Origin of the sequence: Micromonospora sp. NPDC018662 (genome assembly GCF_044391475.1) — a bacterium.
In the GTDB taxonomy this organism is placed as follows: Bacteria; Actinomycetota; Actinomycetes; order Mycobacteriales; family Micromonosporaceae; genus Micromonospora.
In genome coordinates, this window is record NZ_JBISAC010000001.1 from 348,486 (window position 1) to 375,466 (window position 26,981).

The 26,981-nt window shown below is 73.2% G+C and carries 26 protein-coding genes; 17 read left to right on the forward strand and 9 right to left on the reverse strand.

Translation table 11 applies throughout. The annotated features are described in order from the left end of the window. Positions 1 to 2: 2 nt before the first annotated feature. The 4 genes from ACH495_RS01685 to ACH495_RS01700 form a co-directional block, all read right to left on the reverse strand. Entirely contained in the window at positions 3 to 758 is a 756-nt protein-coding gene (locus ACH495_RS01685; protein WP_396855841.1) for a serine/threonine protein kinase, read from the reverse strand. After that, positions 755 to 1,507: an NUDIX domain-containing protein gene (locus ACH495_RS01690; protein WP_396856494.1), complete on the reverse strand. Its 753-nt coding sequence runs from the start codon at positions 1,505 to 1,507 to the stop codon at positions 755 to 757. Before ACH495_RS01690 ends, ACH495_RS01685 begins: the two co-directional genes overlap by 4 nt. An 84-nt stretch (positions 1,508 to 1,591) precedes the next feature. Further along, positions 1,592 to 2,626: a MaoC/PaaZ C-terminal domain-containing protein gene (locus tag ACH495_RS01695; protein ID WP_396855842.1), complete on the reverse strand. Its 1,035-nt coding sequence runs from the start codon at positions 2,624 to 2,626 to the stop codon at positions 1,592 to 1,594. Further along, complete coding sequence (locus tag ACH495_RS01700; RefSeq protein ID WP_396855843.1) at positions 2,627 to 3,982, reverse strand: 3-oxoacyl-ACP reductase; 1,356 nt, start codon at positions 3,980 to 3,982, stop codon at positions 2,627 to 2,629. A 54-nt stretch (positions 3,983 to 4,036) separates the two neighbouring features. On the opposite strand from ACH495_RS01700, the gene ACH495_RS01705 reads away from it, so the two are divergent. The 6 genes from ACH495_RS01705 to purB all read left to right on the forward strand — a co-directional run bounded on the left by ACH495_RS01705 (position 4,037) and on the right by purB (position 9,340). Then, the gene (locus ACH495_RS01705) at positions 4,037 to 5,329 is read left to right on the forward strand and encodes an acetyl-CoA C-acetyltransferase (RefSeq protein WP_396855844.1); all 1,293 of its coding nucleotides are present in this window, start codon (positions 4,037 to 4,039) and stop codon (positions 5,327 to 5,329) included. A 94-nt stretch (positions 5,330 to 5,423) separates the two neighbouring features. Further along, positions 5,424 to 6,197: a TNT domain-containing protein gene (locus ACH495_RS01710; protein WP_396855845.1), complete on the forward strand. Its 774-nt coding sequence runs from the start codon at positions 5,424 to 5,426 to the stop codon at positions 6,195 to 6,197. 41 nt (positions 6,198 to 6,238) lie between these two features. Continuing rightward, entirely contained in the window at positions 6,239 to 6,487 is a 249-nt protein-coding gene (locus tag ACH495_RS01715) for a hypothetical protein (RefSeq protein WP_396855846.1), read from the forward strand. Between the two features lie 78 nt (positions 6,488 to 6,565). Further along, positions 6,566 to 7,081 carry a SigE family RNA polymerase sigma factor gene (locus ACH495_RS01720; protein ID WP_396855847.1) on the forward strand — a complete coding sequence of 172 codons (516 nt, stop codon included), beginning with the start codon at positions 6,566 to 6,568 and terminating at the stop codon, positions 7,079 to 7,081. Next, complete coding sequence (locus ACH495_RS01725) at positions 7,078 to 7,830, forward strand: hypothetical protein (RefSeq protein WP_396855848.1); 753 nt, start codon at positions 7,078 to 7,080, stop codon at positions 7,828 to 7,830. Before ACH495_RS01720 ends, ACH495_RS01725 begins: the two co-directional genes overlap by 4 nt. Positions 7,831 to 7,915: 85 nt before the next feature. Beyond that, complete coding sequence (gene purB, locus ACH495_RS01730; RefSeq protein ID WP_396855849.1) at positions 7,916 to 9,340, forward strand: adenylosuccinate lyase; 1,425 nt, start codon at positions 7,916 to 7,918, stop codon at positions 9,338 to 9,340. A gap of 146 nt (positions 9,341 to 9,486) precedes the next feature. On the opposite strand, the gene ACH495_RS01735 is transcribed toward purB, so the two are convergent. Further along, on the reverse strand, positions 9,487 to 10,050 hold the full coding sequence (locus ACH495_RS01735) for a YbjQ family protein (protein ID WP_396855850.1): 564 nt from the start codon (positions 10,048 to 10,050) through the stop codon (positions 9,487 to 9,489). Between the two features lie 23 nt (positions 10,051 to 10,073). Continuing rightward, positions 10,074 to 10,757, reverse strand: coding sequence for a S1 family peptidase (locus ACH495_RS01740; protein ID WP_396855851.1), 684 nt, complete (start codon positions 10,755 to 10,757; stop codon positions 10,074 to 10,076). 458 nt (positions 10,758 to 11,215) lie between these two features. Between ACH495_RS01740 and purS the strand changes: the two genes are divergently transcribed. The 6 genes from purS (at position 11,216) to ACH495_RS01770 (ending at position 18,020) form a co-directional block, all read left to right on the forward strand. Then, positions 11,216 to 11,479 carry a phosphoribosylformylglycinamidine synthase subunit PurS gene (gene purS / locus ACH495_RS01745; RefSeq protein ID WP_396855852.1) on the forward strand — a complete coding sequence of 88 codons (264 nt, stop codon included), beginning with the start codon at positions 11,216 to 11,218 and terminating at the stop codon, positions 11,477 to 11,479. Beyond that, positions 11,476 to 12,159: a phosphoribosylformylglycinamidine synthase subunit PurQ gene (gene purQ, locus ACH495_RS01750; RefSeq protein WP_396855853.1), complete on the forward strand. Its 684-nt coding sequence runs from the start codon at positions 11,476 to 11,478 to the stop codon at positions 12,157 to 12,159. The genes purS and purQ overlap by 4 nt, the downstream gene beginning before the upstream one ends. A gap of 49 nt (positions 12,160 to 12,208) precedes the next feature. Next, the gene (purL, locus tag ACH495_RS01755) at positions 12,209 to 14,953 is read left to right on the forward strand and encodes a phosphoribosylformylglycinamidine synthase subunit PurL (protein ID WP_396855854.1); all 2,745 of its coding nucleotides are present in this window, start codon (positions 12,209 to 12,211) and stop codon (positions 14,951 to 14,953) included. A gap of 10 nt (positions 14,954 to 14,963) precedes the next feature. Beyond that, entirely contained in the window at positions 14,964 to 15,713 is a 750-nt protein-coding gene (locus ACH495_RS01760; RefSeq protein ID WP_396855855.1) for a 2-phosphosulfolactate phosphatase, read from the forward strand. A gap of 280 nt (positions 15,714 to 15,993) precedes the next feature. After that, positions 15,994 to 17,475, forward strand: a complete 1,482-nt coding sequence (locus ACH495_RS01765; RefSeq protein WP_396855856.1) for a helix-turn-helix domain-containing protein — start codon at positions 15,994 to 15,996, stop codon at positions 17,473 to 17,475. Next, positions 17,475 to 18,020: a GNAT family N-acetyltransferase gene (locus tag ACH495_RS01770; protein ID WP_396855857.1), complete on the forward strand. Its 546-nt coding sequence runs from the start codon at positions 17,475 to 17,477 to the stop codon at positions 18,018 to 18,020. The genes ACH495_RS01765 and ACH495_RS01770 overlap by 1 nt, the downstream gene beginning before the upstream one ends. A 60-nt stretch (positions 18,021 to 18,080) precedes the next feature. Here the strand turns inward: ACH495_RS01770 and ACH495_RS01775 are convergent, their stop codons facing one another. Next, the gene (locus ACH495_RS01775; protein WP_396855858.1) at positions 18,081 to 20,252 is read right to left on the reverse strand and encodes a carboxypeptidase-like regulatory domain-containing protein; all 2,172 of its coding nucleotides are present in this window, start codon (positions 20,250 to 20,252) and stop codon (positions 18,081 to 18,083) included. Between the two features lie 190 nt (positions 20,253 to 20,442). Between ACH495_RS01775 and ACH495_RS01780 the strand changes: the two genes are divergently transcribed. The 5 genes from ACH495_RS01780 (at position 20,443) to amcA (ending at position 25,097) form a co-directional block, all read left to right on the forward strand. Continuing rightward, positions 20,443 to 20,766 (forward strand): sterol carrier family protein, encoded by a 324-nt coding sequence (locus ACH495_RS01780; RefSeq protein ID WP_396856495.1) that lies wholly within the window; start codon positions 20,443 to 20,445, stop codon positions 20,764 to 20,766. Positions 20,767 to 20,923: 157 nt separating this feature from the next. Next, positions 20,924 to 22,441 carry an amidophosphoribosyltransferase gene (gene purF, locus ACH495_RS01785; RefSeq protein WP_396855859.1) on the forward strand — a complete coding sequence of 506 codons (1,518 nt, stop codon included), beginning with the start codon at positions 20,924 to 20,926 and terminating at the stop codon, positions 22,439 to 22,441. 55 nt (positions 22,442 to 22,496) lie between these two features. Continuing rightward, positions 22,497 to 23,651 (forward strand): phosphoribosylformylglycinamidine cyclo-ligase, encoded by a 1,155-nt coding sequence (purM, locus tag ACH495_RS01790; RefSeq protein ID WP_396855860.1) that lies wholly within the window; start codon positions 22,497 to 22,499, stop codon positions 23,649 to 23,651. Between the two features lie 161 nt (positions 23,652 to 23,812). Continuing rightward, complete coding sequence (gene amcB, locus ACH495_RS01795; RefSeq protein ID WP_396856496.1) at positions 23,813 to 24,904, forward strand: cyclophane-forming radical SAM peptide maturase AmcB; 1,092 nt, start codon at positions 23,813 to 23,815, stop codon at positions 24,902 to 24,904. Continuing rightward, positions 24,885 to 25,097, forward strand: coding sequence for a multiple cyclophane-containing RiPP AmcA (amcA, locus tag ACH495_RS01800; protein ID WP_396855861.1), 213 nt, complete (start codon positions 24,885 to 24,887; stop codon positions 25,095 to 25,097). Before amcB ends, amcA begins: the two co-directional genes overlap by 20 nt. Positions 25,098 to 25,245: 148 nt before the next feature. On the opposite strand, the gene ACH495_RS01805 is transcribed toward amcA, so the two are convergent. Continuing rightward, entirely contained in the window at positions 25,246 to 25,461 is a 216-nt protein-coding gene (locus tag ACH495_RS01805) for a DUF3073 domain-containing protein (protein WP_396772249.1), read from the reverse strand. 299 nt (positions 25,462 to 25,760) lie between these two features. After that, a complete protein-coding gene (locus ACH495_RS01810; RefSeq protein ID WP_396855862.1) occupies positions 25,761 to 26,843 on the reverse strand; it encodes a Glu/Leu/Phe/Val dehydrogenase in 1,083 nt (360 codons plus the stop codon). Positions 26,844 to 26,981 lie beyond the last annotated feature (138 nt).

Here is a 26,981-nt window from a genome sequence, read left to right on the forward strand (position 1 = left end):
CCCTAGGGGTTGAGGGTGAAGGGTCGGAAGGTGCGCGGCCCGTAGCGCCGCTCCAGCACCTCGTCGAGTTCGCGCAGCAGCCGCCAGGCGTCGTCCGGCCGGGCGGTCAGCGCGGGTTGCCGGCAGCCGGCCGCGAACGCGCGCAGCTCGCGCGGCGCGCGGTCGGCCATCAGCCAGGTCATGCAGCGGGCCGCCAGCGCGAGGTCGGTGCCCGGGCCGCAGGGCCGCTTCCCGGTGACCTCCGGCGGATACCAGTCGGCCGCGTCGGTGACCAGCGCCGGCACCAGCCCGCCCGGCTCGGTCGAGAAGCACCAGTCGACGAGCACCAGGCCGTGCGCGTCCGGCTCGATGAGCACGTTCCGGGGGAGCACCGCGCCGTGCACCACGCCGGCCCGGTGGGCCAGGCCGAGCGCGACCAGCAGCCGCCGCCACATCCAGGCCGCGTCGCGCGGGTCGACCCCGTCCGGGTACGCGCGGCGCACGTCGTCGAGGCTGTGCAGCCCGGCGACCATCTCCAGCTCGTTGACCAGCAGTTCCGCGCCGGTCGCCGGGTCGCGCACCGGGTAGGAGTCGACCAGCCGGGGCACGTACGCCAGGTGGCGGGCGTCGCCCCGCTCGGCGATCCGCCGCAACGCGCGTGCCTCGCGGGCCATCAGGTCGTTGTCGCTCGGGTGCTGCGGCGCCTTGAGCTGCCGGTGATAAGCGGGGGCCCCGCCTCTACCGGAGGCGTTAAGCGGGGGCCCCTCCTTGCACCTCATCGCACGGTCTCCTCGCGGGCGGGGCGCAGCAGGGCGGGGTGGAGGAGTCGGGCGTCGCCGGCGCGGTAGAGCTTGGCGCGGGGGCCGCCGCGGGCGCCGCCGCGTTCGGTGCTGGCGCCGGTGCTCTCCACGAAGCCCGGCACGGAGAGCACCTTGCGGTGGAAGTTGCCGGCGTGCAGCGGGTGGCCCCAGACCGTCTCGTAGACCGCGCGCAGCTCGGTGATGGTGAACTCGGGCGCGAGGAACCGGGTGGCCAGCGGCGTGTACTCCAACTTGGAGCGGGCCCGCTCCAGCCCGTCGTCGATGATCCGGCCGTGGTCGAACGCGAGCTGCCGGCTGGTCAGCGCCGTGACCGGCAGCCAGATCGCCTCGTCGGCGTCGCTGTCGGCGACCGGGTCGGGCAGGTCGGGGGCGAACGCCAGGTGGGCGGCCGAGACCACCCGCATGCGCGGGTCCCGGTCGGGTGCGCCGTAGCTGCCGAGCTGTTCCAGGTGCACCCGGCGCAGCCGCTCGCCGCCGAGCCCGGTCTCCTCGGCCAGCTCACGCCGGGCGCCGGCGGCGAGGTCCTCGTCCGGGTGGACGAAGCCGCCGGGCAGCGCCCAGTGCCCCGCGTACGGCGGCGCGCCCCGGCGGATCAGCAGCAGGTGGAGCGCGTCCTCGCGGATGGTCAGCGCCACCACGTCGACGGTGACCGCGACCGCCGGGTAGTCGCGGGGGTCGTATCCGGCGAGGAAGTCCTGCTCGTCCACGGCGCTCACTCTCTCAGGTTGAGAACAACTCAATCTGAGAACAACTTAACGCAGAAAAGCGGGGACGCCAAGTCCCCACTTTCCTCAGCGGACGGTGCCGACCAGGTGCGGTCGTCCGTCCCGCCCGCCATGCAGCCCGAAGTCCCAGCCCGCGCCCGTGGCGGTGGCATGGAACGCCACCGTGGACGGCAGCGGCACCGGCAGCTTGAACGCCACGTCCACGGTGTACGCGTCCGGCAGCCGGCTCTCCAACGCGGCCAGGCAGCGCGCCTTGCTCCACATGCCGTGCGCGATCGGGCGCGGGAAGCCGAACAGCCGCGCGCCCAGCTTCGAGGTGTGGATCGGGTTGTGGTCGCCGGAGACCCGCGCGTAGTCCGTACCCACCCGCGGCGTCACCCGCCACTGCGCCGAGGCGGCCGGCGGCACCGGGCGGTCACCCCGGTCGCGCCGCGGGCCGCCGCCCGCCGCGCGCTCCTTGCCGAGGTACGTCGAGACGCCGCGCCACACCTCCTCGCCGTCGATCGAGCCGACCAGCACCACGTCGAGCTGCCGGCCCCGGTCGTGCGGGCGCAGGTTCTCCGCGTACGTGCGGAAGCCGACGGTCTCGTCGACCCGGACCGGCCGGTGGACGGTGATCCGGTTGGCCACGTGCACCACACCGGTGAGCGGGATCGGGAAGTCGGCGGCGGTCATCAGCCGCAGCGACAGCGGGAACCCGAGCACGTGCAGGTACGTGGCGGGCAGCCGGTCGGCCAGCCGGAAGCCGCAGACCCGGTCGTAGTCGGCCAGGTGCGCCGGGTCGACCGGCACCCCGGGGACCGCCAACTCCACGGCCGGCAGCTCCCGCCCCCGCCGCCCGCCCAGTCCGGGCACCGCCCCCAGCAGCGCCCGCCGGTACAGCCCACCCGCCGCCGGCATCCGCCCCAGCGCGACGCGCCGCCGCCCGCCCGGCCCCCCACCCGGTTGATCATGAAGTTGGCGGCCTTGTGGATCTCCAGATGTGCCGTCAATTTCATGATCGCCGGAGCGGGGCGGGGCGAACGCGGACAGGTCCTGGGTGGGGCCCGCGATCAGGTCGGGGAGGGTCAGGTCGTCGGGGTCGTGGTCGCGGAATGGCATCTACGCCCCCAGCAGGCTCTGGCCGCAGACCCGGACCACGTTGCCGCTGACCGCGCCGGTCGCCGGCCAGGCGAGCCAGCCGATCGTCTCGGCCACGTCCACCGGCAGGCCGCCCTGGGCCATGCTGTTCATCCGCCGGCCCGCCTCGCGCAGCGTCAGCGGGATGCGCGCGGTCAGCCGGGTCTCGATGAACCCGGGCGCGACCGCGTTCAGGCTGATCCCGCGCCCGCGCAGCACCGGGGCGAGCGAGTCGACCAGGCCGATCACGCCGGCCTTGCTGGTCGCGTAGTTGGTCTGCCCACGGTTGCCGGCGATCCCGGCGATCGAGGAGACCGAGACGATCCGCCCGCCGGCCGGGATCAGGTCGCGTTCCAGCAGCACGTCGTTGATCCGCTCCTGGCTCGACAGGTTGACGTCGAGCACCGAGTCCCAGCGGTCGGCGTCCATCCGGCCGAGCGTCTTGTCCCGGGTGATGCCGGCGTTGTGCACCACCACGTCGACCCGGCCGTGCCGGGACGCCAGGTGCTCGGCCAGCCGGGTCGGCGCGTCCGGCGCGGTCAAATCGAGCTGCACCGCGCTGCCGCCGATCCCGTTGGCCACCGCCGCCAGTTCGTCGCCGGCCGCCGGGACGTCCAGCGCCACCACCTGCGCGCCGTCTCGGGCCAGCACTGTCGCCAGCGCCGCACCGATGCCCCGGGCCGCGCCGGTGACCAGCACGACCTGCCCGGCCAACGGCCGGTCCCAGTCGGCCGGGACGACGGCGGTGCCGGCGCCGACGCGGACTACCTGCCCCGAGACGTACGCGGAGCGGCCGGAGAGCAGGAAGCGCAGCGTGGACTCCAGGCTCACCGGCGTGCCGGCGTCGCCGTGCCGGGTGACGTACACGAGCTGGGCGGTCACACCCCGGCCGAACTCCTTGCCGATGCTGCGGGTCAGCCCCTCCAGCGCGCGCTGGGCGGTCGCCTCCCGGGGCGAGTCGCACTCGGCCGGTGGTGTGCCCAGCACGATCACCCGGCCGCTGGGCAGCAGGGACCGGGCCTGCGGGTGGAAGAAGTCGTAGAGCTGGCGCAGCCCGGTGGAGTCGGTGACGCCGCTGGCGTCGTACACCAGGGCGGCGAAGCGGCTGTCGGCGGCGGTGGCGGCCGGTTCGGTCAGCTCGACCCCGGCGGCGGCCAGGATCGTGCCGGCCGGCTCGGCGAGCCGGCCGCCGGTCGAGGAGCCGAGCAGGACCGGCCCGGGGACGAGCGGGTCGCCCGGCGTGTGCCGGCGCAGTCGGGGCGGGTCGGGCAGCCCGAGGCGCTTGACCAGCGCGCGACCGGCCCCCGTCTGGACGAAGCTCGCGTACCTGTCGGTCATGGGCGTAGCCTACTGGCGAGTAGGGTTGGGGCAACAGCTTCGAGGAGGCCGATCGTGCAGAGTGTCCGGCGGGTCGCGGTGATCGGCGGCAACCGCATCCCCTTCGCCCGGTCCAACTCGCGCTACGCGCAGGCGTCCAACGCCGACATGCTCGGCGCGGCGCTCGACGGGCTGGTCGCCCGGTTCGGGCTGGCCGGCGAGCGGCTCGGCGAGGTGGTGGCCGGCGCGGTGCTCAAGCACTCCCGGGACTTCAACCTCACCCGCGAGGTGGTGCTCGGCTCCCGGCTCGACCCGCACACCCCGGCGTACGACGTCCAGCAGGCCTGCGGCACCGGGCTGGAGGCCGCCATCCTGGTGGCCAACAAGATCGCCCTCGGGCAGATCGACGCCGGCGTCGCCGGTGGCGTGGACACCACCTCCGACGCGCCGTTGGCGGTCAACGAGGACCTGCGCCGCACGCTGATCCAGCTCAACTCGGCCCGCACCCTCGGGGCGCGGCTCAAGCTGGCCGCGAAGCTGCGCCCGCTCCAGCCGTTCAAGCCCGAGATCCCGCGCAACGCCGAGCCGCGCACCGGGCTGTCCATGGGTGAGCACGCCGCCCGGACGGCGCTGCGCTGGAACGTCGACCGGGCCGCCCAGGACGAGTTGGCGCTCCGCTCGCACCAGCGGCTCGCCGCCGCGTACGAGAACGGGTTCTTCGACGACCTGATGACCCCCTACCTGGGGTTGACCCGCGACCAGAACCTCCGGCCGGACACCAGCGCGGAGAAGCTCGGCTCGCTCAGGCCGGTCTTTGGCGCCACCGGCCCGGACGCCGAGCGCGCCACCATGACCGCCGGCAACTCCTCGCCGCTCACCGACGGCGCGTCGACAGTGCTGCTCGCCTCGGAGGAGTGGGCGCGGGCGCACAACCTGCCGGTGCTGGCCTGGTTCTCCTGGTCCGAGACGGCCGCCGTCGACTTCGTGCACGGCGACGAGGGGCTCCTGATGGCCCCCGCGTACGCGGTGCCGCGGATGCTGGCCCGGGCCGGGCTGAAGCTCCAGGACTTCGACTTCTACGAGATCCACGAGGCGTTCGCCTCGCAGGTGCTGGCCACGCTGGCGGCCTGGGAGTCGCCGGAGTTCTGCAAGGAGCGTCTCGGCCTGGACGCGCCGCTCGGCCCGATCGACCGGGACCGGCTCAACGTCAACGGCTCGTCGCTGGCCGCCGGGCACCCGTTCGCGGCCACCGGCGGCCGGATCGTCGCCACGCTGGCCAAGCTGCTCGACCGGAAGGGGAGCGGGCGCGGCCTGATCTCCATCTGCGCGGCCGGCGGGCAGGGCGTGACCGCGATCCTGGAGCGCTAGCTCGATCAGGTAGCTAAACGGACAAGTCCTCACATTAATGCCGAGAACCTCTCAGGATGGGTCGTACTGATCCAGCCCATCTTGGAGGTTCTCGGTGAAGACACGCCGTTGGTTGCTCGCCCTCGTCTCCGGGGCGGCATTCGTTCTCGTACCCGGCGCCGCCCAGCCGGTCGGCGCGACCGCCGCCACCACGCCGGCCACCAGGACGGTCGCCCTCCCCTCGGTCGGCGACGCGTCCGATTCCGGCCGGCCGCAACCCCCGCCCCCGCCCACGCAGAGCCTCTGCCGCCCGGGCACCCCGCCCGTCGCGCCGCCCACCACCGAGTTCTACGACAACAACCCGATGCTCGGCCCGGCCGTGCTGCCGACCGCCTCGCCGGTCGGGCCGCTGCTCGCCGGCTACCAGCGGTTCGGGGCGCTGACCGAGAGCCAGTTCCTGGCGCAGTACACCACCGGCACCCCGGCGGCGTACGTCTACCCGCCGGCCAACGGGTTCGTCATCGCCCCGGACGGCCGCCCGATCAAGCAGGCCCAGACGTTGCTGGCCGGCTACCGGCTCGACCGCTTCGGCTTCACCGGTGGCGCGTTCCTCGCCCCGCTCGGCACGCCGTTCAGCTCGCGCGCGCTCACCCCGCAGAGCCTGAACACCCCGGCGAACGCGCCGCTGGCCAACTACCACACCTACTGCGTGGTCAAGCCGTTCACCGTCGACTCCGGCCCGATCGCGTCGTGGTTCGCCCAGCCCGGCATGGGCACCCAGTTCCAGCTCAACCCCGCGTACCTGCCGCAGGCCGGGGCCATGCTGACCGTGCAGTGGCTGCTCGACAACGGTTTCCTGGTGGAAGAGGATCTGACCGCCGGGGCGTGAGCGCACGCCCGGCCGGATCTCGACGAGACAGGAGGTCGGGCGTGGACCGGCACCAGGTACGCGCCGCGCTGCTCGCGGCCGGGCTGTCCCCGGACGCGTTCGCGCTGGAGGGCGTGCACGAGCACGTGCCGGTCCCGCCCGACTTCTGGTTCCTGCGCCGCGCCCGCGCCGGCGGCTGGGAGATCGGCGCCTACGAGCGCGGGACGTACGACGTCCGGCAGCGCTTCGACACCGAGGAGGAGGCGGGCGACGCGCTCTGGCACGCGCTGACCGGCCGCCCCACCCCGTGAGTGCGTCGCCGAGGCGGGCAACCCGACCGGGGTCGCCTTCCGTCCCCTGGGCATGAGGCGAGCGACGGGCGTTGTTCCGTGACGGGGCGCGACGACGAGTTCCGGGAGTACGTGTCCGCCCGGCTGGAGCCGCTGCGCCGCACGGCGTACCTGCTCTGCCGGGACTGGCACACGGCGGACGACCTGGTCTCGATCACGGTGAGCAAGCTCTACCGCAACTGGCGGCGGGCACGCGCCGCGGACAACCTCGACGCGTACGTCCGGGGGATGCTCACCAACGCCTGGCTGGACGAGCGGCGACGCCCGTGGCGGCGCGAGCGCAGCACCGACGACGTGCCGGACCGGGCGGACCTGACCGCCGGGGAGCCGGCCGTCGGTGAGCGGGAGGCGCTGCTCGACCTGCTCGGGCAGCTCGCCCCGCGGCGACGCGCGGTGGTGGTGCTCCGGTTCTACTGCGACCTCTCGGTCGAGGAGACCGCCCAGGTGCTCGGCGTCAGCAGCGGGACCGTGAAGAGCCAGGCCGCCCGGGCGTTGGCGACGCTCCGCCTGCTCGCCTCGCAGGACTCGGCACTGGAGAGCGGGAGGCAGAGATGACGTACCGGCAGATCTTCGACGAGGCGATCGGCGAGCCGCCGCCATCGGCGGTGGACATCGACACCCTGGTGGCGCGGGAGGAAAGGCGGCGTCGCCGGCTGGTCGGGAAGTACACGGCCTCCGTGGCGACCGCGGTGCTGGCGCTGGCGCTCGGCGCCGGCACGCTGGTCGGGCCGGGTTCGGCCACCGGGCCCGCCCCCGCCTACTCGGCGGCGTCCGCCACGGCGGTGGACCGCGCGGGGCGCCTCCGCTCCGCGATGCTGGCCGCGCTCGACCGGGAGGCGCCCGACCTGCGGTGGGTACGCGGTGCAGGTCCGGTCACCGACCAGGCCACCTGGGGCGGCCCGCTCACCGGCACGCCCCAGTGGTCGGTGCAGCCGTTCCAGTGGGAGTCCATGACCGGCTGGTCCGGGGTCGGCGTGGCGGCGCGCGGCGACGTCCGCTCCTACCTGGGCGTCTTCGTGGGTCGACCCCGGCCCGGCCAGACCGCCGGTCCCCAGCGCTGCACCCCTGGCCCGCTGAAGTGCCGATCCTTCACCGGCCCCGACGGCGAGCGGGTGGTCGTGGCGGACTTCGAGGGCCGGCGCACCGTGCCGGGGCCCGTCGTCCGGATCGTCGAACGGTTCGTGACAGTCGTGCGCACGGACGGGACCTGGGTGCAGGTCGAGACGCACCCGGCTGCCGACCGGTACCTGCTGACGGCCGAGGAGATGATCGGCGTCGCGCTGGATCCGGCGATCCGGCTGTAGCCGGCCGCGTGGGCCCGGCCCGGCCCGTGCTCCGGGCCGGGCCGGGCGGCCGGCGTGGCGGGGGCGCCGTGAAAGACTGAGGTACGTGACGACGATCCCGAACGTGCTCGCCAACCGTTACGCCTCGCCCGAGCTGGTCGCCCTCTGGTCGCCGGAGGAGAAGGTCCGGATGGAACGCCGGCTCTGGCTGGCGGTGCTCCGGGCCCAGCGCGACCTCGGCGTGCCGGTGCCGGACGGGGTGGTCGAGGCGTACGAGCGGGTGGTCGACGACGTCGACCTGGCCTCGATCGCGGCGCGCGAGCGGGTCACCCGGCACGACGTGAAGGCGCGGATCGAGGAGTTCAGCGCGCTCGCCGGGCACGAGCACGTGCACAAGGGGATGACCTCCCGAGACCTCACCGAGAACGTCGAGCAGCTCCAGATCCGGGCCTCGCTGGAGCTGATCCGGGACCGGGTGGTCGCCACGCTGGCGCGGCTGGCCTGGCACGCGGGTGAATACTCCGGCCTGGTGATGACCGGCCGGTCGCACAACGTCGCCGCGCAGGCCACCACGCTGGGCAAGCGCTTCGCGTCCGCGGCGGAGGAGCTGCTGATCGCGTACGAGCGGCTGGAGGACCTGATCGGCCGCTACCCGTTGCGCGGCATCAAGGGGCCGGTGGGCACCGCCGCCGACCAGCTCGACCTCTTCGACGGCGACGCCGGCAAGGTGGCCGAGCTGGAGCGTCGGGTGGCCGGGCACCTGGGCTTCAGCCGGGTGCTGGACAGCGTCGGCCAGGTCTACCCACGCTCGCTGGACTTCGACGTGCTCTCCGCGCTGGCGCAGGTGGCCGCCGCGCCGTCGTCGCTGGCCACCACGATCCGGCTGATGGTGGGGCAGGAACTGGTCACCGAGGGCTTCAAGCCGGGGCAGGTGGGTTCCAGCGCGATGCCGCACAAGATGAACACCCGCTCGTCGGAGCGGGTGAACGGCTTCGCGGTGATCATCCGGGGTTACCTGTCGATGGTCGGCGAGCTAGCCGGTGACCAGTGGAACGAGGGCGACGTCTCCTGCTCGGTGGTGCGCCGGGTGGCGCTGCCCGATGCGTTCTTCGCCACCGATGGCCTGTTCCAGACGTTCCTGACCGTGCTGGACGAGTTCGGCCCGTACCCGGCGGTGATCAACCGGGAGCTGGAGCGCTTCCTGCCGTTCCTGGCCACCACGAAGATCCTGGTCGCCGCCGTGCGTCGGGGCGTCGGCCGGGAGGTCGCCCACGAGGTGATCAAGGAGCACGCGGTAGCCGTGGCGCTGGCCATGCGGGAGCAGGGCGCGGCCGGGAACGACCTGTTCGACCGGCTGGCCGCCGACGGCCGCCTGAACCTGACCCGCGCCGACATCGACGCCCTGGTCGCCGACCGCAACACGTTCACCGGCGCCGCCGAGGCCCAGGTGTCCCACCTGACCGCCCGCGTCACCAAGATCGTCCAGTCCCACCCCGACGCCGCCACCTACTCCCCACCCCCCATCCTCTGACCCCCCTCCCTGACCCCCCACCCCCCTGACCCCCCTCCCTGGTGCCCGCTGATTCACGGAAAGAGTGGCTATTTCGCGCTCGATGGCCGCACTTTCCGTGAATCAGCAGCGACAAGACGGCGACAAGACGGCGTCGAGACGTGGGGTCAGGGGCCGGTGGGGGTTTCGGCGGCGGTGGACAGGTTGGGGGCGCTGGCCGGCTCGGCGATGCCGCCGGGGGCAGTGGCGATCTCCGGGTCGTGGGCCGTCTCGGCGGCGATCATCGGCTGGTCGGGGGGCATGACGTCGGGTGTCTTCGGCGCGACGATCACCGCGGTGCCGTACGCGCAGATCTCCATCCACATCTCGCCGCAGTCGCGGCTGTCGAAGCGCATCCCGATCACCGCGTTCGCGCCGAGCCGTTGCGCCTCCTCACCCAACCGGGCCACCGAGTCGGTCCGCCATCGGGTGAGGTTGTCCGGGGCCATCGGGTCGTAGGCGCCACCGCGTAGGTTCTTGACCCCCTCGCGGTACGGGTTGCGGGTCCTCGCCATCGAGGAGACCACTTCGCCGAGGATCTGGCGGATCTCGTAGCCGGGCAGTTGATCCGTCGTCACGACCAGCACGGTTTCGATGCTGTCAGCCGCCGGCGGCGCGGTTGGGGTGCCGTGGGCACCCGACCGGATGCTGCAAAACGGCGCGGCGCGGACGGTCGGGCGGGTCCCGGCCATCCGCGCCGCTTCGGCGCCAACCGTCAGACACCGGCCACCGAGGTGATCCAGGACCGGTTGTACGCGACACTGCCGTAGTTCTGGATGCTGGAGCCGTCGGCGGTGGAGGCCACGCCCACCTGCTGACCGTTGTAGAACTGCGGGCCGCCCGAGTCGCCACGCCACGCGTTGCCGTTGATCCGGGTGCTCCGGATCGCCTGGCCGCCGTACGCGTCCGTGACGTTGGTGCTGGTCACCTGGACGTTGGCGGTCTTGAGCTGGGGCGACGCGCCGCAGCCGCTGTAGCAGGTCATGCCCCAGCCGTAGATCGAGTTGGTGGAGCCGACCGGCGGGTTGCTGCTGGCCAGCGACACGGTGGAGGTGCTGACCGTGCTGGAGAGCCGGAGCAGGGCCAGGTCGTTGCGGGTGTAGGACGCGCTCACGGTGCGGGTGACGCCGCCCGAGGCGGAGTAGACGCTGCCGACCCGGACCGACATCGTGCCGTTCACGCAGTGCCGGGCGGTGAGCACCCACTGGGACGCGATCACGCTGCCGGAGCAGGTGAACGAGCCGTTGCTGAAGACGGCCGCGGCCCACGGCGCAGACGAGACGGTGCCGCCGCCGATGATCGGCTGCGGGCCGGCCGGCGCGGCGCCGGCGCCGGACGCGGTGGCCAGCACGCCGGCCAGCGCGGTGGTCAGCACGGCGAGCAGGGGACGGAGGCGCATGTCGGGGCTCCTTCGGCGCGGACACCCGGGGTCGCCGGGTGCGGGTCGGTGCCCGCCGGGCGGGGTGGACCGGCGGGAACGTCGATCATTGACATCGACATCTGACGATGCATGCTACGGCCGGGGCGAGTCCCGTCACAAGACATGAATCGAACCGGGTCGATGGGCTGGGGCGTGTCGGCCGGCGTGGCGGCCCGCTGTCGGAAACCGGCCCCGTCGACCGGCGAGACGCGGCGAAATGCCTGGTGAAGGCCGTTATCCAAGCCTCTCGACCGGAGCGCTGCGCAACGAATGCGTATCGACGCCGCAACGAACGCGCAACGGTCTCCGGGGCCCCGCCGTCCACCCCTCGAACTGGCCCCGGCCGGTGCGGGTGGGACGGCATCTGCCAGGTAGGCTGGCTGCGCTCGGCCGTTTGTGGGCCGGCACCCAACTGCGTACACAGTCAGGAGTGCCCAGTGCCTCGCGTCGTCGTCGACGTCATGCTCAAGCCCGAGATCCTCGATCCGCAGGGCCAGGCCGTCGCAAACGCACTGCCCCGGCTCGGCGTCAGTGACGTCGCCTCGGTCCGGATCGGCAGGCGGATCGAGATCGAGTTCACCGGCGAACCGGACCTGGACCGGGCCCGGGAGATCGCCGACAAGCTGCTCGCCAACCCGGTCATCGAGGACTTCACCGTCCGCGTGATCGAGGCCGACGAGAACGCGGGCGCGCACTCGTGACCGCCCGGGTCGGTGTGGTGACCTTCCCCGGCTCGCTCGACGACGGGGACGCGGCCCGGGCCGTCCGGATCGCCGGCGCCGAGCCGGTCCGGCTCTGGCACGGCGACCCGGACCTGCACGGGGTGGACGCCGTCGTCCTGCCCGGTGGCTTCTCCTACGGCGACTACCTGCGTTGTGGCGCCATCGCCCGGTTCGCGCCGGTGATGGAGACGATCGTGGACGCCGCCCGCGGTGGCCTGCCGGTGCTGGGCATCTGCAACGGCTTCCAGATCCTCTGCGAGGCGCATCTGTTGCCCGGGGCGCTCACCCGCAACCAGCACCTGCACTTCCGCAACCGGGACCAGGTCCTCCGGATCGAGGCCACCGGCACCGCCTGGACGAACGCGTTCCAGCCGGGCCAGGAGGTGCTCGTCCCGGTCAAGAACGGCGAGGGCTGCTACGTCGCCGACGCCGCCACGCTGGACCGGCTGGAGGCCGAGGGCCGCGTCGTGGCCCGGTATCTCGGCGGCAACCCCAACGGTTCACAGCGCGACATCGCCGCCGTCACCAACGAGGCCGGCAACGTCGTCGGCATCATGCCGCATCCCGAGCACGCGGTGGAGGCACTCACCGGCCCCTCCCTGGACGGCCTCGGCTTCTTCACCTCGGTGCTCAAGCACCTGGTGGGAGCCCCGGCGTGAGCGAGGGCGATCGTGTGAGTGTGCGGGGCGAGCGCAGCAAGGAGACGTCATGACCACCCATCCGGATCCGGCCCTGCGCGAACCGCGGGGCGTGGCGCCGCAGGCCGGCCCGACCGACGACTGGGCGCCGGGCGTGGACACCGTGCCGCAGGCCGCCGGCACGCCGGAGGAGCTCCAGCCGTACGCCGAGCTGGGCCTCCGCGACGACGAGTACGACCGGATCCGGCAGATCCTCGGCCGGCGGCCCACCCAGGCCGAGCTGGCCATGTACTCGATCATGTGGAGCGAGCACTGCTCCTACAAGTCGAGCAAGGTGCACCTGCGTCAGTTCGGCGAGAAGGCGCCGCCGAGCGACCGGCTCCTCGCCGGCATCGGGGAGAACGCCGGCGTGGTCCGGGTCTCCGACGAGCTGGCGGTGACCTTCAAGGTCGAGTCGCACAACCACCCGAGCTTCGTCGAGCCGTACCAGGGCGCGGCGACCGGCGTCGGCGGCATCGTCCGCGACATCCTCGCCATGGGCGCCCGCCCGGTGGCCGTGATGGACCCGCTGCGCTTCGGCGCGGCCGACCACCCGGACACCGCCCGCGTGCTGCCCGGCGTGGTGGCCGGCGTCGGCGGCTACGGCAACTGCCTCGGCCTGCCGAACATCGGCGGCGAGGTGGTCTTCGACCCCTGCTACCAGGGCAACCCCCTGGTCAACGCGCTCTGCCTGGGCGTGCTGCCGGTCGACCGGCTCCAGAAGAAGGACGCCACCGGCCCCGGCAACGTCGTGGTGCTGATGGGCGCCCGGACCGGCCGGGACGGCATCGGCGGCGTGTCCGTGCTGGCCAGCGCCACCTTCGACGAGGGCAGCGAGCAGCGCCGCCCGTCCGTGCAGGTGGGCGACCCGTTCATGGAGAAGCTGCTCATCGAGGCGTGCCTGGAGCTGTACGACGCCGAGCTGGTCGTCGGCATCCAGGATCTCGGCGGCGCCGGCCTGACCTGCGCCCTGACCGAGACCGCCGCCTCGGCCGGCACCGGCATGCGGGTGTGGCTGGAGCGGGTGCCGCTGCGCGAGCCCTCGATGGAGCCGCACGAGATCCTGGCCAGCGAGTCGCAGGAGCGGATGCTGCTGGTCGTCACGCCGGAGAAGCTGGAGGCGGTGCTCAAGACCGCCGAGAAGTGGGGCGTCTGGGCCACCGCCATCGGCGAGGTCACCGCGCCGTCACCGGACGGCCGGCCGGGCCGGCTGGTCATCACCTGGCGGGACCAGCTCGTGGTGGACGTGCCGCCGGGCTCGCTGGTCGACGACGGACCGGTCTACGCCCGCCCGATGCGCGAGCCGGCCGACCTGATCCTGCTCCAGGCCGACCGGGCCGAGACGCTGCCCCGCCCGAGCACCCCGGACGCGCTCCGGGAAACCGTGCTGCGCATGATCGCCTCGCCGAACCTGGCCGACAAGACCTGGGTGACCGAGCAGTACGACAGGTACGTGCTCGGCAACACCGTGCTCGCCCAGCCGGAGGACTCCGGCGTGATCCGGATCGACGAGCGCAGCGGCCTCGGCGTCGCGCTCTCCGTCGACGGCAACGGCCGGTACGCGCGCCTCGACCCGTACCACGGCACGAAGCTGGCGCTGGCCGAGGCGTACCGGAACGTGGCGGTGACCGGCGCGAAGCCGATCGCGGTGACCAACTGCCTCAACTTCGGCTCGCCGGAGGACCCGGGCGTGATGTGGCAGTTCGCCGAGGCCGTGCGCGGCCTGGCGGACGGCTGCCTGGAGCTGGGCATCCCGGTCACCGGCGGCAACGTCAGCTTCTACAACCAGACCGGCGCGGCGGCCATCCACCCGACCCCGGTGGTCGGCGTGCTGGGCGTGCTCGACGACGTGGCGCAGCGGGTGCCGATGGGCTTCGTGCCGCGGCCGGCCGGCGACCACGACCAGCTCTTCCTGTTGGGCGAGACGCACGTCGAGCTCTCCGGCTCGGAGTGGGCCTGGGTGACCCACGAGCACCTGGGCGGCATCCCGCCGCAGGTGGACCTGGCCCGGGAGCGGCAGCTCGGCGAGCTGCTGGCCGAGGCGGCCCGGGTCGGGCACGTCAGTTCGGCGCACGACCTTTCCGACGGCGGCCTGGCGCAGAGCCTGGTCGAGTCCAGCCTGCGCCGGGGCGTCGGCGCCCGGATCACGCTGCCGGAGCACTTCGCCGACGGCTCGATGCCGTTCGTGTTCCTGTTCAGCGAGTCCGCCGGCCGGGTGCTGGTGTCGGTGCCGCGCGGGCACGAGAAGGCGTTCACCGCCCTCTGCGCCGAGCGTGGGGTGCCGTGGGAGCACATCGGCGTGACCGACCCGGCCGGCGGCGCGCTGGAGGTGCGCGGTCAGTTCCGGATCGGCCTGGACGAGCTGCGCGAGGCGCACGGCGCGACCCTGCCGCGCCTCTTCGGCGGGGCCGAGGCGGCGCGGGTGGAGGTGGCGGCGACCCGTACCGGCACCACCACCGTGCTGCCGGCCACCGCCGAGCAGCCGGTGGGGGTCGACCCGGCGCAGGTCGACGCGGAGCCGATCGCCCGGACGGCCCCGGACGCGCACGCGCCGGCAGCGGCGGGCGACCCGACGCAGCCGGGCGCGGACACCGAGCCCGCCTCGCCCGAAGCCGGGGACGCGCCGACCGGTCCGGCGCCTGTGCCGGCCGAGGGCGAGTCCGCCGAGCCGGCTCCGGCGCGGGCCGAGGCCTCGCCGGCGGAGGTCACCGGGCCCCCGTCCGACTCCGTCCCGGGCGACACCCGTCCGGCTTCCGGCGAGCCGGACCAGCGCTGAGGCCGCGACCTTGGGCGTCTTCACGCAGCCCGGCGCCGGGGCCCGGTTCGACTGGGGCCTGACCGGGGCGGCGGAACTCGGCCGGGTCTGCGCCGTCCTGGTGGTGGTGGACGTCCTGTCGTTCACCACCGCCGTGGAGGTGGCGGTGAGCCGGGGCTCGCGGGTGCACCCGTTCCCCTGGGGTGAGCAGGCGGCCGAGTACGCCCGCCGGGTGGGCGCCGTCGCCGCGGTGGGCCGCCGGCAGACGACCCCGGAGCATCCGTGGTCGCTCTCCCCGGCGGCGCTGCGGACCGCGCCGGTGGTCGCCGACCTGGTGCTGCCGTCGCCCAACGGCTCGGCGATCAGCGCCGCGGCGAGCGCCACCGGCATGCCCGTGGTGGCGGCGTGCCTGCGTAACGCACGCGCCGTCGGGCGGTGGCTCCGCCACCAGGGGTACGGCACTAACGACGCCCCGGTGGGCGTGGTGGCCGCCGGTGAGCGCTGGCCCGACGGGTCGCTGCGCCCCGGCGTGGAGGACCAGCTCGGGGCGGCCTGCGTGCTGGACGCCCTGGCCGGCGTGCCCGGCGGCCTCTCGGTGGAGGCGGCCGTGGCGCTGGCGGCGCTGGCCAGCACGCCGGACGTGCCGGCGGCGGTGCGGGGCTGCGTCTCCGGCCGGGAACTCGCCGAAGGCGGCTTCGCCGAGGATGTCGAGGTCGCCGCCCAGGTCGGTGTCTCCGACGTGGTGCCGGTGCTCCGCCAGGGCTACTTCGCCCCCGCCTGACAGTTTCCTCGCCTTCCGGCGATGTTCTCGCTTCTCGGGATCATCATCCTGCCGTTCGGGAAGCCTTGAGATCTTGGTGCGAGGCGCCCCCGGAGGGGCCATTCCATACCAAGATCTCGGGCCGATGGACCGCCGTCGGCGAGAGTCGTCCGTATGCATGGCGCGCATACCGTGACGCCGGGAAACGGCTTGAATGGTTAGGCTCGATTTCGGACACAGCCACCCGCGCGGAGCGAGGTTGCCGGTGACACACGCGAACTGTCCCCGCTGCGGCGGACGCTTGGCCCGCGACAATGACAGTGGACGGTGCGCGCCGTGCCAGGCCGCCGAGCGGGAGCGGCTGAGCGCGCCGCCGCCGGTGCCGGGGCCATTCTGGGAGCACGAGCCGGTACGGCTGGCGCTGGCCGGGCGGCATCTCGGGCGGGTGATTCGGGCCTACCGCCACCACCCGTACCACGGTCGCACCCCGTTGCCGCAGAGCGCGGTGGCAGCGTGGCTGGGCATCACGCAGGCCCAGTTGAGCCGGGTCGAGAACGGGCCACCGGTCGTTCACCTCGACCGGCTCATCCACTGGGCCCGGCTGCTCCGAGTTCCGGAACAGCACCTGTGGTTCAGCCTGCCCGGCCAGACACCCCCCACCGCCCGCGCGGGCGTCGAGCGGCCGGACCCACAGTCGGTCACATCAGTGAAGACAGCTGGACCGGTGACGCCGCCGATCCGGCTGGATGCCGCGACAACGGCATCTGATCAAGGAGGTGGCATCACGGACCGCCGACAGTTTCACGCCCTGGCCGCCCTGGCCGGCATCGCCACGACCGGCTTTCCCCACCTGTTCGACGGGCCGGCCGACGCACCCCTGAGCATCGGAATGGACCAGGTGCGCCAGGCCAGCTCGCTGGTGGAGCAGTTCCGTCAGGCCGACACGGTAGCGGGTGCCGATCAGCTCTGCGACATCGCCGTCCGGGTCCACTCGCGCCTGTCGTCGTGGGCGACGAAGGCGACCTACAGCCGAGAGGTGGATGCTGCCCTGCAGGCCGCCCTGGCCGATCTCGCGATCGAGACCGCTTGGCTCGCTGTCGACTCCGACCGCAGGCCGGAGGCGCGGCCGTACCTCAACGAGGCGATCACCCGTGCCCGTATCGCGGACGATCCGCGGATGGAGGTGCGCGCCTTCGCTCAACTCGCCCTGCTGGTGCGGGACGCTCACCCCGGCGAGTCGCTGCACAGCGCAGAAGCGGCACTGCGGGCCTCCGCCGGATGGGGAACACCAAGGCTGGCGACGCTGCTTCACCTGCGGACCGCTCACACCTACGCCGTTCTGCGGGACACGAGCAGCTTCAGCCGGGCGATGGCCAAGGCCCGCCGTGAACTGGAACGCGGCACCAGCGAGGACGACATGCCGTTTCTCCACTTCGTCACCGCGCAGGAGGTCAGGGGCATCGAAGGGCTGTCCTACCTCGCGCTGGGCAGAGCCGACCGCGCGGCGGACGCCTTCCGGGCGATCACCGAGAGCATTTCGCCCGCGTTCCGCCGCAATCGCATCTACTACGCGGTCCAACTCGCCGGCGCGCAATGCCGGCTGGGCGACATCAACGAGGCGGCGCGGACGGCGATGGATGCCCTGCCGGACACGTGTCAGGTGAGTTCCCGACGAGTCTGGCGGCACCTTGCCGAAGTCAGGTCGAGTCTGGCGCAGGCGCAGCGCCCAACCGCCCGGAGCCGCGAATTCGTCGACGCCTTCGACCAGGCGGTGAGCCGGTAGTGCGTGACCTGGATCTTCGTCACTACACGGCGGCCGAGGCGATGCCGCTCGTCGAGGGCCTCGTCGACCTGTATTTGCGGGTCTACCCGGACGGCGGGGAGTTCCACAGCGAGGACCGCTACCGACGCCAGCTCTCCACCCACATGGAGCGCCACGGGTGGAGCCTGGTCACCGCCACGGCCGACGGCGAGTTGATCGGATACATCTACGGCTTTCCGCTGCCCGCCGAGACCGGTTGGTGGGCCGGCCTCGAGGAGCCAGTTCCCACCGGTTTCACCGAGGAGACGGGGCGGCGCACCTTCGCCGTCAGCGAGTTGCTCGTACATCCGCGTCGGCGACGTCAGGGCGTGGCGCGAGCCTTGCACGATCAGCTCGTGGGCCGCCGCGCCGAGGAACGCGCCACCCTCCTCGTGGACCCGGACAACACCGTCGCTCGACGCGCCTACGACTCCTGGGGATGGCGGTACGTCACCCACCTCACGCCGAGCTGGGAGAACGCGCCGAGGTTCATGGTCCTTGTCAGCACGGTGCCGCAGTCCGGGTGACCTGACGAGCGTGGCCGCCCGGCAGGAGCCGGACGGCCACGGGTGGCACGGGGAATGTGGTCAGTCGTCCAGCCAGTCGAGGCGTCGACCGCCCCGCTCCGGCGTACCGTCGGCACGGCCTCGACCAGCCTGCGCCGGATCGTCGGGGTAGCCGCCCGGGTTGTCGTAGCCGGGGCCGCGCTGCTGCGGCGGCTCCTGGCCGTACCCGCCCGGCTGGGCGTAGCCGCCCTGCTGGCCGTAGCCGTCACCGTAACCGCCACGCTGGTCGTAGCCGCCCTGCTGGTGGCCGCCGTCGTAGCCGCCGGGCGCGTTGCCGTAGCCGCCGCCGGCCGCGCCGGCCTCGTAGCCGCCCGGCTGGCGGGCGTCGTAGCCGCCGGTCGGGGCGTCGCCGTAGCCGCCCTGCGGCCGGCCGCCGTCGTAGCCGCCCGTCGAGGCGTTGTCGTAGCCGCCGCCCGTGGGCGCGTTGTCGTAGCCGCCCGGCCGGCTGTCGCCGTAGCCCGGGGTATCGCCGTAGCCGCCGGCGGGGGCGTTGTCGTAGCCGCCCGTCGGGGCACCGCCGTAACCGCCGGTCGGGGCACCGCCGTAGCCGCCGGTCGGGGCGTCGCCGTAGCCGCCGCCCGGCGCGGCGCCGTAGCCACCGCCGGTGCCGTAGCCCTCGGCCTGCTCCGCGCCCCGGCCGTACTGACCCGAGCCGGGCTGGTCGTAGCCGCGCCCCTGCTCGGGCTGGTAGGTGCTGGTCGGGTACGGGTCGGCAGCCGGCGCGTACTGGGTGCTGTCGCCGGTGTAGCGGCCGGTCGGCTCGTCGAAGCGTTCGTGGCCGTACCCGCCGCCCTGGGCCGCGGAGTAGCCGGCCGCGCCAGCCGCCCCGGCCGCCCCGGCCGCGTAGTCGGGGCTGCCGTAGCCGGCCCCGGAGGACGGGCCGGTGCCGTAGCCGCTGCCCGAGGAGGGCGCGTTGCCGTAGCCGCCGCCGTAGCCGCCCTGACCGGGCGCGTCGTCGCCGTAGCCGTAGCCGGCCTGGCCCGCCCCGACGCCGTACCCGGTGCCGGGCGGCGCGCCGTACGGGTCCGGCGGGACGTCGTCCACGACCGGGCGTTGGAGCATGGTCGGCGCCTCGCTCATCGCGGCGCCCCCGACCATGGTCGGGGCCGGCCCGGCGCCCATGCCGTTGACCACCCGGGTCTGGTCGTCCACGCCCCGGTAGGCGCCGCGGGCCGCGGGGATCGCGCCCGCCGCGGCGGCCCCGCCCGGACCACCCGGGCCGACCGGCCCGTCGGGACCGTCGCCGTCGCCCTCGTCGTTCTTGCGGCGCATGTAGAGCAGCACGATGGTGCCGACGCCGACGGCGACGAAGAGGCCGCCGAGCAGGATCAGCAGCCAGTTGCCGAAGCCGCCGGAGTCCTCGCTGGCGGTCGACGGCTGGGCGGCCGGCGCCTCGGTGGCCGGGCCCTCGGTGACCTCGTCCTCGGTCACCTCCTCGGACGGCGGCGCGGACTCGCTGGCCGACGGCGTCGCGCTCGGGCTGGCCGACGCCTTGAGCGCCACGCTGATCCGGACGCCGGTCACGGACTGGCCGGCGGCGGCGTTGATCGACTTGGCGCTCGGGGTCGCGCCGTCCGCGGAGGCGCCGAGATCGATCCGGCCCGGTGCGATCGGGTTGTCGGCCGAGCCGCCGAAGCTGAAGTTGCCGCTGCCGTTCGTGTTCGTCCGGCGCTCCTTGCCGGCGCTGTCGCGCAGCATGACGAGGGCGCCGGCGATCGGGTCACCGTCGGAGTTGACCACCTTGCCGGAGACCGTCTTGACGGTCTGCGGCTGCTGCGGCGGCGGAGGAGGAGCAGCCGCGCCCTTGACCGTGACCCGGAGCTGACGCCCGCCGTCACCCGTGACCGTGATTCTCGCCTGCCTGCCGTTGGCGTCCGGCGCGTTCCCGGCGGCGGACAGCGTCAAGCTGACCTGCTTTGTCGGCTGGCCACCGAAGTCGAGCGGACCGCAGCCCCCGCAGGTCACGCCATCCGGCAGGCCGGTCACGTCGATGTCGGCGGACGTCTCACCGTCAGCCAGTCTGACCAGGACGTTGATCGTGCTGCTCTTGCCGGCCTCGATCGTCACGGAGTTGTCGGCGGTGACGATGTTCGCCGCGAGGGCGGGTGTGGCGGGGACGGTGAGCAGGGCGCCGAAGACCAGCGCTACGACCACACCGGCCCGATGCTTCCAGGCACGTCGGTGTGTGGACACGTCCACCGCCTTCCGGGTCTGATCTTCCCGCCGGCCGGTCCGGCCGGGTTGATCACTCACGGTACGAATTACGCCGTCGGCAACTATGCCTTGTCTGACCGGATCATCTCTACCCAGGGCCGGCGTCGGGCGGCCTTCTGTCGGGTCGTATCGTCCCGTCGTGTCCTCTCCGCGCGCTTATTCCGACTCGGTGCTCACCGCCCTGACGGCGCTGGACGAGGGGCGTACGCCCGAACGGCCGGTGCTCCGGGAGGCGGTCCGGACGCTCTTGACCGCCCTCGCGGAGCGCGCTCCCGGCCGATCGGTGGAGGTGCGCGTCCCACCCTACGGCGCGGTCCAGTGCGTGCCCGGGCCGCGACACACCCGTGGCACCCCGCCGAACGTGGTGGAGATGGACCCGGCCACCTGGCTGTCGGTCGCCACCGGGCGGCTCGGCTGGGCGGAGGCGGTCACCGAGGGTCGCGTCCGGGTCTCCGGCAACCGCGCCGACCTCTCCGCGTACCTCCCGATTTAACCGGCCGGGTCCCCACGCTCTGCGGGCGCTTCGTGACTGTCGGTGGCGACGTGTGTTCGCGTACACTGGTGGCCGACGACGGTCCCGGCCCACGGTGCGGAGCTGCCCCCCGACTCCGCCAGGCCAGTCCAGACCCCCCAGCACGAGGGAGCGGCAGGTGCCCCGAGGCGATGGCCGGCTGAGCCACGACCTTGACCCCCAGCGACCCGGCCCCCAGGACGCGTGCGGCGTCTTCGGTGTCTGGGCGCCCGGGGAAGAGGTCGCCAACCTCACCTATTTCGGGCTCTACGCCCTCCAGCACCGCGGCCAGGAGGCCGCCGGCATCGCGGTCAGCGACGGTTCCGGCGTGGTGGTCTACAAGGATCTCGGCCTGGTCGCCCAGGTGTTCGACGAGCCGACCCTGGCCAGCCTGCGCGGGCACGTCGCGATCGGGCACGCCCGCTACTCGACCACGGGCGGCTCGACCTGGGAGAACGCCCAGCCGACGATCCGGGCCACCACCGCCGGCACCACGATCGCGCTGGCCCACAACGGCAACCTGGTCAACACCGCCGAGCTGCAGCGCGAGGTGTCCGCCCAGGGCCTGGACTCCGACGGGTCGAGCAACGACACGTCGCTGGTCACCATGCTGCTGGCCAGCCGGCCCGACCTCTCGGTGGAGGCGGCCGCGCTGGAGGTGCTGCCGCAGCTGCGGGGCGCGTTCAGCTTCGTCTTCATGGACGAGTCGACGCTCTACGCGGCGCGTGACCCGCACGGCGTGCGCCCGCTGGTGCTCGGCCGGCTGGAGCGCGGCTGGGTGGTGGCGAGCGAGACCGCCGCGCTGGACATCGTCGGCGCGAGCGTGGTCCGGGAGGTGGAGCCGGGTGAGCTGATCGCCATCGACGAGGACGGGCTGCGCTCCAGCCGGTTCGCCGCGCCGGAGCCGAAGGGCTGCCTCTTCGAGTACGTCTACATCGCCCGGCCGGACGCCACCATCGCCGGCCGGAACGTGCACGCGGCCCGGGTGCAGATCGGCCGCCAGCTCGCCAAGGAGCACCCGGTCGAGGCCGACCTGGTGATCCCGGTGCCGGAGTCCGGCACCCCGGCGGCCATCGGCTACGCCGAGGAGTCCGGCATCACCTACGGCCAGGGCCTGATGAAGAACCCGTACGTCGGGCGCACGTTCATCCAGCCCTCGCAGACGCTGCGGGCGCTCGGCGTACGGCTCAAGCTGAACCCGCTGCGGCAGAACGTGCGCGGCAAGCGCCTGGTGGTGGTGGACGACTCGATCGTCCGAGGCACCACCCAGCGGGCCATCGTCCGGCTGCTGCGCGAGGCGGGCGCGTTGGAGGTCCACGTCCGGATCTCCTCGCCGCCGGTCAGCTGGCCCTGTTTCTACGGCATCGACTTCGCCACCCGGGCCGAACTGCTGGCCAACGGGTTGGACAACGAGGGCATCCGGCGGTCGATCGGCGCCGACACGCTGGGCTACGTATCCCTGCCCGGTCTCATCGCGGCGACCGAGCAGCCGAAGACCCGACTCTGCCGGGCGTGCTTCGATGGGGAGTACCCGATCGAGCTGCCGGCCGGGAACCTGATCGGCAAGCACGTGCTCGAGGGAGTGGGTCGCCGGGTCGTCGCCGAGGCGGCCGAGCCCACCGGCCCGCTCGTCGCCACACCGACCCATCACCCGTAGCACCACCGACGCGGGTCCGGCGTTCCGGCCCCGCGGAACCACAAAGGGGAGAACCGTGACGCACGTGTCCGAGCGCAGCGGCGCAGGATCCAGCCCGACGGGCGCCGGCGGCGACCGCCAGCCCTGGTCGGCGGGGTCCAGCCGCACGCAGCGCAAACGCTCGGTCTCGTACGCCGACGCCGGGGTGTCGATCGAGGCGGGCGACCGCGCGGTCGAGCTGCTCAAGTCCAAGGTCAGGGAGACCCGGCGCCCGGAGGTCATGGGTGACCTGGGCGGCTTCGCCGGCCTGTTCCGGCTGGACACGAAGAAGTACAAGAGCCCGATCCTGGCCTCCTCCACCGACGGCGTGGGCACCAAGCTGGTGATCGCCCAGCAGCTCGACATCCACGACACGGTCGGCATCGACCTGGTCGCCATGGTCGTCGACGACCTGGTCGCCTGTGGGGCCGAGCCGCTGTTCCTGCTCGACTACATCGCCACCGGCGAGGTCGTGCCGGACCGGGTCGCCGAGATCGGCGCCGGCATCGCCGACGGCTGCCGGTACGCCGGCTGCGCGCTGCTGGGTGGCGAGACCGCCGAGCACCCCGGCGTGCTGCGCCCGGACGAGTACGACATCTCGGCCACCGGCGTCGGCGTGGTGGAGGAGAGCGAGATCCTGCGCCCGGAGCGGGTCGAGGTGGGCGACGTGGTGATCGCCATGCGTTCCTCGGGCCTGCACTCCAACGGCTACTCCCTGGTCCGGCACGTGCTGCTGGGCGCCGGCCGGATGCGGCTGGACGTGGTGATCGACGACTTCGGCCGCCAGCGCACGCTGGGCGAGGAGCTGCTCACCCCGACCAAGATCTACGCGCAGGACTGCCTCAAGCTGATCGCCGAGGCCGAGGTGCGGGCGCTGGCGCACGTGACCGGCGGCGGCATCCCGGGCAACCTGGTCCGGGTCCTGCCGGAGCACGTCGACGCGGTGGTCAACCGGTCGACCTGGAAGCCGCAGCCGATCTTCGACCTGATCCAGTCCAAGGGCCGGATCGAGGACCCGGAGATGGAGTCGACGTTCAACATGGGCGTCGGCATGTTCGCCATCGTCGCCGCCGAGGACGCCGACCGCGCGCTGGCCACCCTGACCGGCCGCGGCGTCGAGGCGTGGCAGGCCGGCGAGATCATCGAGGGCTCCGGCCACGTGCAGATGGTCGGGCAGCACACCCGGGGCTGAACATGTTGATCACCCGGGGCTGAACATGTTGATCACCCTGCGCTGATCAGCCGGGCACCTGATCGGGGGTTCACCCGAGTGGCCGCCGCCGCATAGCCTGAAGGTTCGGTTTTTTCAGGCACGCGGGGGAGGGGTCGATGGCTGCACGCACGCCCCGGGGGATGCGGGGCATCGCCGCCGTCCCCTCGTACGTGGTGATGCAGCCGACGACGCTGTGCAACCTCGACTGCGCCTACTGCTACCTGCCGTTGCGCGCGGCGAACCGGCGGATGCCGGTGGCGGTGGCCGAGGCGGTGGCGGCGTCGGTGAACCGGTGGGCGGCCGGGGGCCGGTGTTCGGTGGTCTGGCACGGCGGGGAGCCGCTGGCGGCCGGCCGGGAGCACCTGGCCGCGCTGCTGGCCCCGTTCGGGCCGGAGGTCGAGCATCACGTGCAGACCAACGCGACGCTGATCGACGACGCCTGGTGCGCGTTCTTCGCCGAGCACCGGGTCCGGGTCAGCGTGAGCGTGGACGGCCCGCGGGCGCGCAACGCCGAGCGGGTCACCCGGGGCGGCGGGCCGGCGTACGACCGGATCGTGGCCGGCGTGGCGGCGCTGCGCCGGCACGGGCTGCCGTTCTCGGCCCTGGCGGTGGTCTCCCGGCCGGAGCCGGGCCTGGCGGCCGAGCTGTACGCCTACTTCCTCGACCTGGGTTGCGAGGTGCTGGGCGTGAACATCGAGGAGACCGAGGGGGTCAACACCCGGTCGAACGCCCGGGACGGCGCGTCGGTCACCGGCTTCTGGTCGGAGCTGGTCGCCGCCTGGCGGCAGGATCCCCGGATCCACCTGCGCGAGGTGGAGTGGTCGCTGCGGTACGCCGGCGCGGTGCTGGCCGGCGCCGCGGACGATCTGCTGCCCCGTCGGCTCGACCCGATTCCGACGGTCGGCCACGACGGCTCGGTGGTGGTGCTCTCACCCGAGCTGGCCGGCTTCACCGACGCCCGGTACGGCGACTTCGGCAGCGGGAACGTGCTGGTCACGCCGCTGGGCGAGATCCTCGCCGACGCCGGGTCGACGCCCTGGGTCGGCGAGTTCCTCAGCGGCGTGGAGGCGTGCCGGGCGTCCTGCGCGTACTTCGGGTTCTGCGGCGGGGGCCACGCCGCCAACCGCTACTTCGAGCAGGGGCGGTTCGACGGTACGGAGACCGAGCACTGCCGCAACAGCAAGATCCGCCTACTGGAGGGAGTGTTGGAGCATGCCCGAGATCACCAGTGACACCGACCGGGAAACGGTCGCCGGCCGGGTGCGGGACGCCGCTGCGGGGCTGACCGCGCTGCTCCACGAGGCGGAGGCGGCGCGGCTGCTGCGGGCGGAGGCGCCCGGCGGCGACGGCGGCAGCGCGGTGTGCGCGTGGAACCACTTCGAGAACATCCCGACGTTCTACAACTGGAACAACCGCCCGCGCTGAGCGCCGGGTCCGCGATCAAGGACCTGCCGGGCGCAGCCGGGGAGGCATCCCGGTGCGGCAGGTCCCTGATCGTCGGCGCTCTGCCGGCTCCGGTTGAGCACATGCGTGAGCACGCGGGGGCTACCGCGTGCTCAGATGTGACCGGAGGTCAGCGGGCCGGACGGGCCCAGGGGTCCGGGTCGTCGTCCGCGTGGTCCTCGTCATCGTCGTCGACATACTCTTTGTAGTCGTCGTCGAAGTTGTGCTCAGACTTACCACTACCCGCCAGTTCACGCTGCAAGGCGGTTAGGTCGGTGTTCGGGGAGTGGTACTTCAACTCCCGGGCCACCTTCGTCTGCTTGGCCTTAGCACGGCCGCGCCCCATGGCTCGACCCCCTCGCACAGAATGCGGGGCAGCCCGAAGGCGGGCCCCGATGACGTCAGGCATCTCTCGTGGCTCTTACGGTACATGGGGATGCCATCGTTCGGCACCTCGGGTCACCGTCGACCGGCCCTGCGCGTCGCAGTGTTCCGACCGTCACAAAGTGTACCCGGTAAGGGGTGATTGCCGGGGCCGGCCGTGACAGCGGTCAAACCGCTACGTAACCACCGAAAACAGCTTAACGCCCAACCCGGGCACGTGCTGCCCGGGGGCGGACCCGCGGCCCGCCCCCGGGCAGCCGTTCACCGCAGGTGGATGGCGCGCAGCCGGCCGACCTCGGCCATCCGGCGCTCGGCGAGCCGGTCCGCGGCCACCGCCGGCGGGACCCCCTCGTCGTCGGCGAGCCGGAGGATCTGCCGCGTGGTGTCGAAGATCCGGGTGGCGCGCAGCTTGGCCCGCTCGAAGTTGAAGCCCTCGATCTCGTCGGCGACCTGGATCACGCCACCGGCGTTCACCACGTAGTCCGGCGTGTAGAGGATGCCCCGGTCGGCGAGCACCTTCTCGATGCCCGGGTGGGCGAGCTGGTTGTTCGCCGCGCCGCTGACCACCTTGGCGCGCAGCACCGGCACCGTGTCGTCGTTCAGCGCGCCGCCCAGCGCGCAGGGGGCGTACACGTCGATGTCGGACGCGACCAGCGCCGCGGTGTCGTCGACCAGTGTGACCTGCGGGTGGGTGGCGCGCACCCACTCCTGGGCGCGCGGGTTGACGTCGGTCGCCACGACCTCCGCGCCGTCGTCCAGCAGGTGCGCGGTCAGGTACTTGCCCACCTTGCCCAGCCCGGCCACGCCGACCCGGCGACCGGCCAGCGTCGGGCTGCCCCAGACGTGCTCCGCGGCGGCCCGCATGCCCTGGAAGACGCCCCAGGCGGTGAGGATGGACGAGTCGCCGGCGCCGCCGTGCTCCACGCTGCGGCCGGTGACGTAGCGGGTCTCGCGGGCGATCACGTCCATGTCGGCGACGTAGGTGCCGACGTCGCAGGCGGTGTAGTAGCGGCCGTTGAGCGACTCCACGAAGCGGCCGTACGCGCGCAGCAGGGCCTCGCTCTTGAGCTGCTCCGGGTCGCCCCAGATGACCGCCTTGCCGCCGCCCAGGTCCAGGTTGGCCAGCGCGTTCTTGTACGCCATGCCCCGCGACAGGTCGAGCACGTCGGCGAGGGCGTCGGCCTCGCTGGCGTACGGGTAGAACCGGGTGCCACCGAGCGCGGGGCCCAGCGCGGTGGAGTAGATCCCGATGATCGCCTTCAGGCCGGACTGCTTGTCCTGGCAGAACACGACCTGCTCGTGACCCGAGGATGACGGGTCGTCGGTGCTGGCGAATACGCCCATGGCTGACTCCTGTGTCGGTGTGCGCCCTTGTGGGGCGCGGAACCTTCGGTGGCACGCCGGCGGGATGATGCCGGTGCCGTTGAGCCTAATATCGGCCGGAACCGTACTGTCGCGCACGTCACGCCGCCGGTGTGACGG

Bases quoted from the DNA above. Each gene is read 5' to 3' on its own strand.
- ACH495_RS01700 (WP_396855843.1), bottom strand. From the start codon at position 3,982: ATGACCGACAGGTACGCGAGCTTCGTCCAGACGGGGGCCGGTCGCGCG.
- ACH495_RS01685 (WP_396855841.1), bottom strand. From the start codon at position 758: ATGAGGTGCAAGGAGGGGCCCCCGCTTAACGCCTCCGGTAGAGGCGGG.
- ACH495_RS01735 (WP_396855850.1), bottom strand. From the start codon at position 10,050: ATGGCCGGGACCCGCCCGACCGTCCGCGCCGCGCCGTTTTGCAGCATC.
- ACH495_RS01805 (WP_396772249.1), bottom strand. From the start codon at position 25,461: ATGGGGCGCGGCCGTGCTAAGGCCAAGCAGACGAAGGTGGCCCGGGAG.
- purL (WP_396855854.1), top strand. From the start codon at position 12,209: ATGACCACCCATCCGGATCCGGCCCTGCGCGAACCGCGGGGCGTGGCG.
- ACH495_RS01695 (WP_396855842.1), bottom strand. From the start codon at position 2,626: ATGCCATTCCGCGACCACGACCCCGACGACCTGACCCTCCCCGACCTG.
- ACH495_RS01810 (WP_396855862.1), bottom strand. From the start codon at position 26,843: ATGGGCGTATTCGCCAGCACCGACGACCCGTCATCCTCGGGTCACGAG.
- ACH495_RS01725 (WP_396855848.1), top strand. From the start codon at position 7,078: ATGACGTACCGGCAGATCTTCGACGAGGCGATCGGCGAGCCGCCGCCA.
- amcB (WP_396856496.1), top strand. From the start codon at position 23,813: ATGCGGGGCATCGCCGCCGTCCCCTCGTACGTGGTGATGCAGCCGACG.
- ACH495_RS01740 (WP_396855851.1), bottom strand. From the start codon at position 10,757: ATGCGCCTCCGTCCCCTGCTCGCCGTGCTGACCACCGCGCTGGCCGGC.
- amcA (WP_396855861.1), top strand. From the start codon at position 24,885: ATGCCCGAGATCACCAGTGACACCGACCGGGAAACGGTCGCCGGCCGG.